The sequence below is a fragment of the Chroococcus sp. FPU101 genome, from assembly GCF_017312365.1.
Lineage (GTDB): Bacteria > Cyanobacteriota > Cyanobacteriia > Cyanobacteriales > Microcystaceae > Chroococcus.
The window spans coordinates 1-11,045 of record NZ_BLJI01000066.1 but is presented as its reverse complement, the minus strand read 5'-3'; the positions used below and the strand labels follow the sequence as shown (position 1 = coordinate 11,045).

9 protein-coding genes are annotated in these 11,045 nt (G+C 43.9%); all 9 read right to left on the bottom strand.

The window, feature by feature from the left end; all coding sequences use genetic code 11:
- Nucleotides 1-282, bottom strand: a 282-nt coding sequence (locus tag CFPU101_RS24185; protein WP_206818308.1) for a hypothetical protein, incomplete at its 3' end; no start/stop codon positions are given.
- A gap of 4 nt (nt 283-286) precedes the next feature.
- Nucleotides 287-733, bottom strand: a complete 447-nt coding sequence (locus CFPU101_RS24180; protein WP_206818306.1) for a hypothetical protein — start codon at nt 731-733, stop codon at nt 287-289.
- 13 nt (nt 734-746) lie between these two features.
- Nucleotides 747-2,171 (bottom strand): TrbI/VirB10 family protein, encoded by a 1,425-nt coding sequence (locus tag CFPU101_RS24175; protein WP_206818304.1) that lies wholly within the window; start codon nt 2,169-2,171, stop codon nt 747-749.
- Between the two features lie 8 nt (nt 2,172-2,179).
- Nucleotides 2,180-2,938, bottom strand: coding sequence for a hypothetical protein (locus CFPU101_RS24170; RefSeq protein ID WP_206818303.1), 759 nt, complete (start codon nt 2,936-2,938; stop codon nt 2,180-2,182).
- On the bottom strand, nt 2,935-4,269 hold the full coding sequence (locus CFPU101_RS24165; protein ID WP_206818301.1) for a hypothetical protein: 1,335 nt from the start codon (nt 4,267-4,269) through the stop codon (nt 2,935-2,937). Before CFPU101_RS24165 ends, CFPU101_RS24170 begins: the two co-directional genes overlap by 4 nt.
- Nucleotides 4,269-5,168 (bottom strand): hypothetical protein, encoded by a 900-nt coding sequence (locus tag CFPU101_RS24160; protein ID WP_206818299.1) that lies wholly within the window; start codon nt 5,166-5,168, stop codon nt 4,269-4,271. The genes CFPU101_RS24165 and CFPU101_RS24160 overlap by 1 nt, the downstream gene beginning before the upstream one ends.
- Nucleotides 5,152-8,277, bottom strand: coding sequence for a hypothetical protein (locus CFPU101_RS24155; protein WP_206818297.1), 3,126 nt, complete (start codon nt 8,275-8,277; stop codon nt 5,152-5,154). The genes CFPU101_RS24160 and CFPU101_RS24155 overlap by 17 nt, the downstream gene beginning before the upstream one ends.
- Nucleotides 8,278-8,466: 189 nt before the next feature.
- On the bottom strand, nt 8,467-9,114 hold the full coding sequence (locus CFPU101_RS24150; protein WP_206818295.1) for a hypothetical protein: 648 nt from the start codon (nt 9,112-9,114) through the stop codon (nt 8,467-8,469).
- 643 nt (nt 9,115-9,757) lie between these two features.
- Entirely contained in the window at nt 9,758-10,849 is a 1,092-nt protein-coding gene (locus CFPU101_RS24145; RefSeq protein WP_206818293.1) for a hypothetical protein, read from the bottom strand.
- Nucleotides 10,850-11,045: the final 196 nt, after the last annotated feature.

The window sequence follows — 11,045 nt, the reverse complement described above, 5'->3', positions numbered from 1 at the left end:
ACTATCTAAGAGAGGGGCAGGGGGATGGGTAATTACTCCAGGTTTAGATGAGCCATTCATCTCCTGCATACTGGGCCCTAACTGAGCCGAGGGATCGTAGTAAATGCCTGGGATAGTCCCTAAACTGGGTTCTTGTTCTGGAGAATTATCGAATTGATAGCTCGGACGACCAGAAGGATTAGAACTTTGATTACGTGTCCTAGTCCCTCCGTAGATCTGCGCCATTGCTGGATCGCTACAGAGCCAAGCTACCATTAAGGCTATAGGTAAGACGCGACGCATAGGATTAAAGAGGTTTATAAATAGCAGATTGCTTAAACTCGACTTTGGTATAGTCGGGCTTTTTAGAGACGGGTCTTAATTGAAAACGGTAGAGTCCACGACTGGTATTGACATACAACATCGTTGTCCCATTAGGAGTGGGCAATTGATCTTTAAAAGGGATTGGCTTTGTTTTCTGTACCAGGAGTAGGGTTGGGGCATTGCCTTCGGGACAGTTGGCGGGTGTTTCACACAACACCCCATCAAGTGTAGAAAAGGTGATGTCCCTCATGTGAGTAAGCTTAATCGATTGAATCGGGGCATCTAAAGCGATCGCTACACCCGACTGGGTGACATCGAGCTTGATTACACGAGCTAGGGCAAAATCAACTGGAATCGTTAAAGTGTCGTCGGCAAACGCTGGGGTAGCCAGTGCAAACAGAAGTCCTGTCCCAATCAGTAAATTTTTCATTTTTATACCATCTCTATAACATCAGATCTTCATTGACCATTACGCGAACCGTCTGACCGCCATCAAATTGAAAGTAAGGCGCGGCTCGTTCATTTTTCCCCTGCTCTAATTGAGAGAGAAAGACACGGGATGCTCCATCGGCGACCCCTGAAAGACCAGAGGCTAGAGGATTGCTGCTACCACTGCTGCGAATTACAGAGCGATCGCCATCTTGTAAAAGCAAGCTTTCACCCGTATTGGCGAGTGATTCCATTCCCCGTTGTAATCCAGGCGCGATCGCCGTTCCGAATTTTGTCCAGAAACTTGCGCCCCCCTTACGTTCAAGAGAAGCTTTTAAAGGTGAACCATCTTCATCAACAACAGGCAAAGAACCCGATGGCACAGGAATCTTTTCACCCGAAGATCGGATAATCTGGGTGACTTTCATCGAAAACAGCCCCGACTGAGAAATATCAACCATTTGAGCAATTAAGAGAGTACCTTTGGGTAAAACTTCAACTCCTTGACGGTTTCTAAATCCTTGTTCTAGACGCAGCAAGTATTTTCGTTCCTGCCCTTTGCCATCTTCCGTCCAAGCAATTCCTGATTCCAATCGAGCCTCAGCCGAGGAGCCAATATCGAGCAGATTTGATGCAGGGTCTTCCGTTTCAGTCATCCTTTTCCCGACCGCAGTAGAACGAGAACTGTAAATTTCACTAAGCGAATCGGTTGAGTTTGAAACTTCGGGGGTAGCGACGGGATTGGGAGCAACAGCAAGGTTATTAGAAGAGTTAGGTGCAAAATAAAGACCTTGGTTGGCACGGGAGATCCAGACATCATCAAGGTTTGGACTAGGTAGTGGAGGGGCTGAAGCCTTTTCGACTGGGACGACGCGACGCGGCTCATTAGAAGCAACAACAGGACGCTCAGGAATAGTGCGGGTAACGTAGACGGTGCGGATCGGAACACTCTGGCTACGGGTTGGAGGAACGGCAACGGTACGAATTGGACGAGCAGGTTGGGGGGGTTGAGCTACTGCGACTGGGCGAGTGGGAGCCGAAGGTTCTTGAGGTTTAGTCTGTGAGTTGTTGACTTTGACAAATTCAGTCTGCTGATCTTTAATTCCTTTACTAATCGTCAAAGTTTGATTTTCCTCTCTGAGTTTGTTGATTGTGTCTTGAAGCCGTTGGGAATCGGCTAGAGCCTTTTCTTGTTCAGGACTGGCTGACTTTGTTGAAGGAGGAGCCGAACTAAAAGAAGAAAACAGGACAAACATGATGGGAAGTCCTACTGCTGCTAGAAAAGCTGCCTGTATCAAAGGTTTTTTGTAATAGGGTACGGGCTGAAGCTCATCTAAGTCGATTGTGGAAATTGACTCACGAGGCTTAAGACTCTTTTTTAGCTCCCCATCAAACAGAAGTTGCTCAAGTTCATCAGGTAATTGTTCGGTTTTTGGCATGACCCACCTCAAAATTTTCCAATTTCTACAATTTGTAAGCCTTGGTACTGCATCGCCGCGAGTTGTTTTCCTAGTTCCGTATCACGGTTGCCCCAAAGTTTACTCTCATCAGTCGTTGGCTCGACAGCCCTTAGCTGAATTACATGATTGAAAACCTCATGAGCAAAGATTGAATTCCCTCTAGCATGGGTGCGAGTGGCGACAATCGTGACATTCCAAAGTCCAGGCTTAATTTTTTCAATCTGTGGCGTTTCAAAAATTCGGACGTAGCATTGCTCCTCCCCTGTTATATAACGACTTAAGGGAAACTCTTTTTGATAAGTGTTGGCGATCAAATCCATATAAGCTTCACGGTATCCTAGTGCGATCGCTAAAGAAGCTAGATGGAAAGGGTAGGGAAAATTGCGCCCGCGTTCGTTGGCTTCCTTTCCAGGCTCATTTTTTAATTTCCAAGTGTAAGCCAGTTTGAGCCAATTGGAGGCAAAGTCAATCAGTGTTTCGTCACTACGATAGAGAGAGTCGGCGGGACTTACTTTAATTGCTGTTCCATCGGTTTGCTGAACGTAAATATAAGGTCGATTCATTAAGGCGCGGTGCGACGCTCGATTGCTCTGGCAGGTCGCTAGGAGATTAAGGAGCAATAAGCTAATCACAACCAATGGAACATATTTGAATCGAGAAGGGGAAAAAAGAGGATGCCCTTCTTCGATTTTTGAGGTCAGCCGTTCCTCGCCTTTCGCGGTGTCTTGATAGTCTTTAGTCTTCATCTTCTTTTATCGGCCATTCGGGCCGCAGAACTCGCTACCGTTGAAAAAGCTGATCCCGCCACTGATACGGCAGTTGAGACGACCGCGATCGATTGAGATTGGAAAGATTGAGCCGCCGCTAATCCTCCTGCCGTAACAACGGCTAGAGAAACCCCTGGAGCAAATAAGCCTAAAGCCATTGGGAAGCGCAAATCCGAACTCAATAAAGTCGTCTGGGAGGTAAGCTGTATAGCGACAATCCCAATGACCATGACATATGCCAGTTTCGCCATGCCAATCGTCACAAAACCGATTAACCAAGCGACAAAAAGGTTTTGTTTACCTGGAATAATGCTGACTGCAATAAATAAAGGAGCAAAAAGTCCCGATAACCACAAAGCCATTTCCAAGAAGCTAGTCCAGAGCCACTGCGTAAAACTCAAAATTGGCCCAAAAGTAGAAGCCATCGTCATGCCCGTGAAAAGATCTGCCCACCCCAAACCAGAGATTAAGGCGACTGCTGCCAAATTGTTAGTTCGCTTTTTTCCCTCATACTCTCGTATTTTCTGAGCAGAATCAATGATTTTATCCATAAAGCGACTAAAGGAAGCACACGTCTTCTGTAATCCAGGTAAATTAGGGCAAGAGGAGTTAAGAGCTTCTTCTTTTTTGTCTTTAGCTAGTTTTTCAAGTTGCGCTAGACACTCTAGATACTGGTAGGCTTGCTCTTGCTGAAGGGTTAATTTCACCTCTGAGCCAGGGCGTTCGAGGGACGGCAAGATGACTGAAGGTTGAGGCATTTGCTGGCATTTCTGGGCTTGAAGTTGAATGGTTTGTTTGGCTTCTTGAGTGACCAGTTGATCCGTCAAAGCCGAACGAATTTCTACTCCTGCTACTTGCATCTCCATTGCGCCCACTGACCAAGAATCGATAATATCTCTTAAGCCATAGGCAAGAACCCTTGAGTAATAAGCTTGATTGTTTAAAAACAAAACGGCTAGGAAAACGGGAAAGAACATCTTCGCAAAAATCGAAACGCTTTGATTTAATCCCCTGGATTCAGCCATTTTCTGACCATATTGAAAAACCCAAATGAGTAATCCGATGCCAAGGAAGAACCGACTTGCGGTAGCAAAGGTGTAGATTGAAATGCTGGTCGTTGGATCGGATGGATCGAAAGTATCCTTCCATAACTTATCCCACCACTGGTCGGACTCTTGCATATTGTTCAAAGTCGTCTGCAAAATTTCTTGGGCGATTACTGGCGTAACAATGACAACAGTGGCAATCACACCAAAAAGGAGATAAACCAGAAAGTGATATTTTTGCGGTAATCGTAAAGTCTCGATCATTATTTTTTGACAAAATCTGGAATATACATAGAAGTTGTGGCTTGCGCGGCCATCATCGGCTGCATCGAATCTTTAATTTGTTGATAGTGAGTTTGATGAGCAACCCCTGCATCAATCTGGGACAGTTGCAGATTTTGAGAAGCCATTAGGACTTCCATCCCCTGAGCTTTTTCGTGCAAACCATTCAAGCCCACATTAACAGCACTTAACTGAGCCGATTGATAGGAAGCTGATTCGGTTAAGTTTTCTAGCTGCTTCGAGTGACCGACTCCGATTTTAGCTAGGTACTCGTTTTGTGAGGCGATCGCTTTTAAGACATCTTGAGAAGCTTTAGCCGATTCTGCGTTCTGCGCTTCGGCTTTAACCTCTGCTGCTGCATCTTCATTAAGTTGAGTTTCCGCTTGAGTTTTACTTAAAGCATCAATTGTTCCTTGTTGAGCATTTAGTGAAGCTTGTTGCGACTCTTGCAGCACTTCAATTTGTTGAGCGCGAGCTTCTTGGGCATTCTGCCCAAAAACGGCTTGCGAGTTTTTTTGTAGGATCTCGGTTCGGTAGGTATCAATGTACTGTTGCAAATAATAAACGGCTTCTGGTGTTTTCGGGTTAGCATAAGGGTTGTCTTGTTCGATGCCGCTAGGATTTGTTGCTTCTGAAGCGGTTCGTGAGGTTTCGTCCGCCGCGTCGATTAAGCCTAATTCTCCTAAAATGCCAAAGAGTCCGTTGAGTGCGCCGCTAATGTTTCCTTGTGAGATCCCAGTATAAATTTGAACGGCTCCCGAAATGATCGCAGGAATTTGAATCGAACCTTCTTCTTCGGCTCCCATTACAACAGAAACAGGAACTAAAACAGAAAACACTATCAAACTTCCACCGATTAAACGTCTATGCCACTTTTTCATAAGATCCCTCCATCTCAATTGATTCCATTGGCAACCCTTGTCGTCCTGCTTGGCTGTAGAGTCGAGCAAAATGTTTGATTCCTGCAATCTCATCATGAGCATAATGAGCCATTACCCGTTTTCGTGCTGCATCTTCATCGGGGTCATTGGCTCCTAGAGCTAACATCAATTCACTGGGGGGATGCGTCACCTCAATGTGTTGATCGTCTCGCTTGAGATACCAGTAAGATTGAGAAAGTTCAGGGCTTGGTCTGGAAGCTTCAGTTGCATAACCTTTAAGAATTTCTTTACGAAAGTCTAATTTTTCCATTTCAGCAGAGGCGGTACTGTCGGTGTAGCCACAGAAAATGTTGTCTAAGTTTTTAAAAATTTCATTACCACTACAAGAATTCATAATAGTTCCAACTTCCTGAGCCGCGACGATAAAGTTACAGCCCCATTTCCGACCGTGTACGGGAATAATCCCTGTTTCTCGTGCAAAAGGCTGAAACTTAAATAAAACGGTTCCCTCATCGATAATGAGAAGCGATCGTTTCGCGCTCAGTGTTCCTCGATAGAGTACATTTAAGCCTGACATGGCATAAATCAAGGAATCTAAATTCTCAGCAACGTTGGTTAACCCGATCACCATCACGGAGACGTTGGTATCAAACGAACTAATGCCATTAATTGAAGTTCCTAGAGGAGTTCGCAGCACCCCCCGAAGTTGAGTCATGATTAAATCGATCGTATCGTTGACCAGATTCGAGCTTCGTTCTTTTTTGCTGATGTAATCGTCGAACCAGTTTTCAGCATACTGAACGAAATTCTGTAAAATGGGCATTTTCTGATAGTCATCCGACCCAAATCCTCCCTCGATCGCATGGCGATATCGCTCAGAGATTTCAGGGTTAGCGTGAAAATCGTCGTAGCATTCGGTCAGAAGAGAAATCACTAAGGTTTCCCGATCAGGGTTTTCTGCAAGACCCATGACCAGCGCACACAGGAGGCGAACGTGATTTTGGAGCGCGGCCTGCTTTCGTTCCCTTAGCTGTTTGGGTGATTTTATGTGGCGCAGGTCGGGCATCTCGATGATATTCATCACGCTTTCCCTAACGTTGTGGTAGGCGGCCTTGACTCCAAGCTTTTCTAGAAGTGGAATCAAAACCGTATAGGTGGAAGACCCATCGGGACGCGGAAAATCAAAAATGACCGAAAGGTTATCATAAGCTAAGTTTTCAAAGATGGGTTCTAGCAATAAGATGGATTTTCCCGAACCCGATTTGGCGATAACAGCAGTATGGTTTTTCTGGTTGGCAATATCGATATAGATTGGGGTATTTAGCTCTTTTGAAACGACTAACATTCCTTTTTTTTGGGCGGGTTTGACCTTGACCAGTGGAACCAGTGGGAGAGCTTGGTAACTTAAATATTTCTGGCGACGGTGATCGGGTTTAGTCAAAAATGCTTCCCACTCAAAAGGCCAAGTTTGAAACCAGATGTGTTCAATGTTATTCTCAACTCGTTCAATTGCCCCATTACTGGCAAGCTGATCGATCAATTCACTAGCATCTTGATTAAGTTGTTCGGGGCTATCACGGGTTAGCCAGATGCCCACGCTGCACCAATAGGGAATATTATTATCTTCGAGTAAATCCCTCGCATTGATCGCCTGTTCGCGTCGTCGCATTGCCACGACATCGACCGTTTGTTTTTTGGCCGCTAGGGCCTCACGCTTGACGGAATTGGAGATAATTCGATCAAGCTGAAGCATTTCAAAGCCAGAGCGATCAGAGGTTAATTCGCAAACCACTCGACTGTCATAAAGGGGTATGCTGGTTCCCGATAGAGTTTTCAGCATGAAACGGAGATAACCCCGTGCCACTGAATCTTTGTCTTTCGGGAAAAGGCGCATCTGTCCTAGTCGAATAAAACAAGCGTAACGCTCAAAGCTGGGCAGGTAAAGGTGACGGCGATCAAAACGAGGAACGGGGGAGATGCCTCGTTGTGGCTCAAATAAAACGCCTAGTGAATGCGTTCCCATCTCGTTGATAACATGATGCAAACCCGTTTCATCGTAAACGATATACTGAGGAATTTCTGGAATTGGTTGAACATGAAGTTCGAGATAATCTCTTGCCCATAAATTGTCAACATTCAAAGTCCGAACCCGCATCCCGAAACCAGCATTGGATGAAAGTAGAGAATTGACCTTTTTGTAAGCATATCGGTAAGCGTAGAGGATTGCTTTTTCCCAGGCGGCTTTTGAATCAAATTCTGTTTTATTAAAACTACTGATTAGCGGTTGGGTTTTAGAAAGGAGATCATCAAGCCAGGATTGAGTGGTGGCATAATCTCCCCCCAGAGAGACGCGATACTTAGCATAGATAGTGATTCGAGATTGCAGAAGGCGACCCTCACTAGCTAAAGCTCTAGCCCTCCTTGCGCGTGATTTGATGATTTCTTGGCTTAAAGGATCGTGATCTTTAAACTTCAGCAAATTAGCCTGCATTCTCACGTAATCTTCACAGGTACATTCAATGTCATCATAGATTTTAAAGTCGATGTCACCTGGAAGAGAATTGAGTGCATTAGTACAATTTGAGACGATCGATAAAGCCTGCTCATGGGTCACTGACGGATCATAGCCACCCACTTCCCAAGCAAAAATAAACATTAACTGTGGGCCTTTCCACAGCAGGTAGTAGCCCGTTTTTTTGCCATCGAGTTGAATCTGTCCGTAAGTGAGAAATTGGAATTTTTTCTCGATGTGATGATAGTCGTGTTTTTTTCCTTTAACTTGATAGGTAGTCACGGCTCTCCTGCTTTGTTTGGGGATAGGAATCCCTGCTTGATTGAAATCTAGAGAAGGTTCAGAGGCGATGTATTGTTTAGGTCGTCTCAGCCGTTCAAAAAAACGACTGGGATCATTGCCCGTTAAAGTCCAGAAATATCCATAGATGCAAGCAAAAATCACTAAGCCTTGCATTGGATTTCTGATAATAAAAGGGACACAGAACAAGAAGATCAGAGCGAAAAAGGGAAATTGCTTCGGGGAGACAAACCCCAAGCCCAATGCCGTTCCGATCATCTCATTAACTCGTCCATCGGCTAGATCTTCTTCTTTCATGAAAAATCTCTTGTAAACTGAACTGACAAAAAAAAGGAGATCCAAAAAAGTTAAACTTTCGTAGGACAGCCTTCGACAGGATATAACTGATGGTACAAATTCTAAATCTATTAATGAAGCTGTCCTACAATGGCTGCGAATTTCCATCGGAGAATAAAATCTAGCAGGAATTTAATTCTCCCGTTTGTCTTAAGTAGTTGTACCAGTACCGACCATTACGCCAATGATGATTGTTGCGCCTCCTGCAAAAATTAAGAAGCCCATTAAGGGATCGAGTACCGTTGAGATGGGTTGCCGTTGATAGCCAATCTGGAAAGCAATATAGCCAAGCACTCCCAAAAATCCCAAGAGTAACGAAATAGTCAAAAAACCGACAACTTGGCAAATCAGAGTGCTTAAAGTACCCCCCCCAATACCCCCAAAGGTTACGGACGCAAATAAAGAACTAATAAAGTTAGTTACACCCGCAAAGAGTCCACTAGATGAGCAAGCTCCCCCAGTCGCTTGAGCAAAGGCTGGAGTCGCAACTAAGGTGGCTAGACCTGCATGATAAAGAGTTAAGATCCAGGGGGAGTTGCCTAAATATTGCCGTAGTTTGGCAAAGACAAAGGCAGCGAACATTGAAGCCCAGAGAAGTAAATTAGCCGTAATTAAGAATTGACTCTGGGTGCAAATGCCCATTAGGGCGAAGATGCCCATCGAAACTGGCCATTTTGGAAGAAAAGTTTTGATTTCAGGAGGGAGTAAATTAGCCCAAAGACGATCAAAGCTGGTCAGTCGAATTCTTTTGGTTCCAAGAGATTGAGTAGAAGGCTCGTTAGGATAAGTTGAGTGCATAGAATTATTCCTGTTTTTAAAGATGACCTACTTAAGAAATTGAGCAAGGAAAAATTAAGCTTAAATCACGAGGATTTAACTATCTCGCTGCGATGGCGATTTCCCCGTATTCCCTGTCGTTTTCTATGGCGAGTGAAAGTAGTAACTAAAAAACAGAATAACTCGCTCTCAAAATCCTGCAAGAGCCTATTAAAATGGCATAAAATGACAAAAGAGGACAGAAAGTGACAAAGCCAAAAAAAGCGTGACAAAAAAGGTTATTATTTAAAATAAGTGTTATCAAAACTTTACAATTACTAACCAAAAGATTGATTTGATTGAGAATTGTCCCGACATTTCTCTAAATATTGCGTGTAGTGTTTAGAGGTATAAAAAGGCCTTTTGCTCGGCTTATAGTAAGGAACAAGCCAACCGTTTTTCGCCCATCTGTTCAAAGTTTTTGTCGAGCAGCCAATCCGTTTAGCAAATTCGACGGGGCTATAGATCACTTCTGATTCTGAAGGGACTTTCTCTGGCTCAAGGGAAGGGTTCATCATTGAAATCTTGTAAATCAAATAATAAATAAAGGTGATATCTACAAATTAACCTATGAAGAAAGACTGTGTGCGAAGAGTATTTACAACATCGGGCTTTCTTGATCGCTTCAAGAGTCTCTAATAAGTGAAAGACTTCGTTGTGACTGCCATAACTCGACAATTTTCTGACATTGCTCAACGTCAGGTTCTGCAATATAACAAATTAAGTTTAGTTCATCTCCCCATAATAATAATTTTGGATTATTCATGAAACAGAAAATTACCGCTTCTCCACTTTCGGTTGTTAATTGCAAATATGTTTCTAACAATTTATCAATCGTCTTTTCTTCCTTTAATTCTTCCCTATATTCGGAGTGGAAAGCGAAAGAGGTCTTAGCAACAACAGGCCAGTCCAGCCGCCATTCGGGAGAGGGAGGGAAGGCGAACATAGCTGTTACATCTTTCGGCAGCTTTTTCTTAAACTGCGGTGAATTTGGATAGCCACAAAAAAGCCAATGGCGATCAAGTTTATGCCAAGAATCCTGTTTGGGCGATTTTTCTTTAACTTTAGCATTGGACGGACGAACGGAAATAATCTCTGGCTTCGGTAAGCTGGCGATAATTAATGGCTCTGAGTTTGGAGGTAAGGGAAACAAAGCGGATTCGGCTGGAAGCTTATCGTCTTTTTTAAGATACCGCTCAACGATCGCTTCTGCTACATCAATGGTTATGGTATCTCCCTTTTGCACCCTCTTGAGGGCTTCAGATCTAGCTTCTTTTGGAACATCTTTTTTGGTGAGGTGATATAAAGCCATGTCCTGAAAACGCTCAAATTGAGCGTTTTCAAAGTTATCAAACTCATTTCTAAAAATCCGCGCGATCCTCATCCAACGCTTGAGCGTTGGATAGGACAGCTCGACTGTTTTGAGAAGATCTTCTTTTAGCCAATCTAAAAATTTACCATGACCGACTTTTTCTTTCACCTCAAGGGCAATCATCGCCAGTCGATATTGGCTATGAACATAATCTCGGTAAGCGGCGATCGCTTGCTCGGTTTTCTCTTTCAAGAATGCCTCAGTTGAATCTTCGACAACTACAACTGGAGTATTAGATAAAGGTTCTCCTGATAACTGTGATCCATTGGAACGATCAACACTCAGCGTATTTTCTGTTTGCGCTTTCCGTTTCCTAGTCGTTTTCTTTTGGCTACTTGATGCCATGTGTTTTTGTTGATCGCCACCCAAAAAGTAGTTAACAAGAGTTAACCAATCATAGCATTTTTAGGGCAACGACGGCGACTATGAAACTAATGAACGCTCCTCAAAAAGGCTGTCCATTATGGTCAAGATTTTCCTCCAGGATCGAACTTTTAGACTCAGGTACTTTGGCTTGCCATTTAATACCAATTCATTAAAT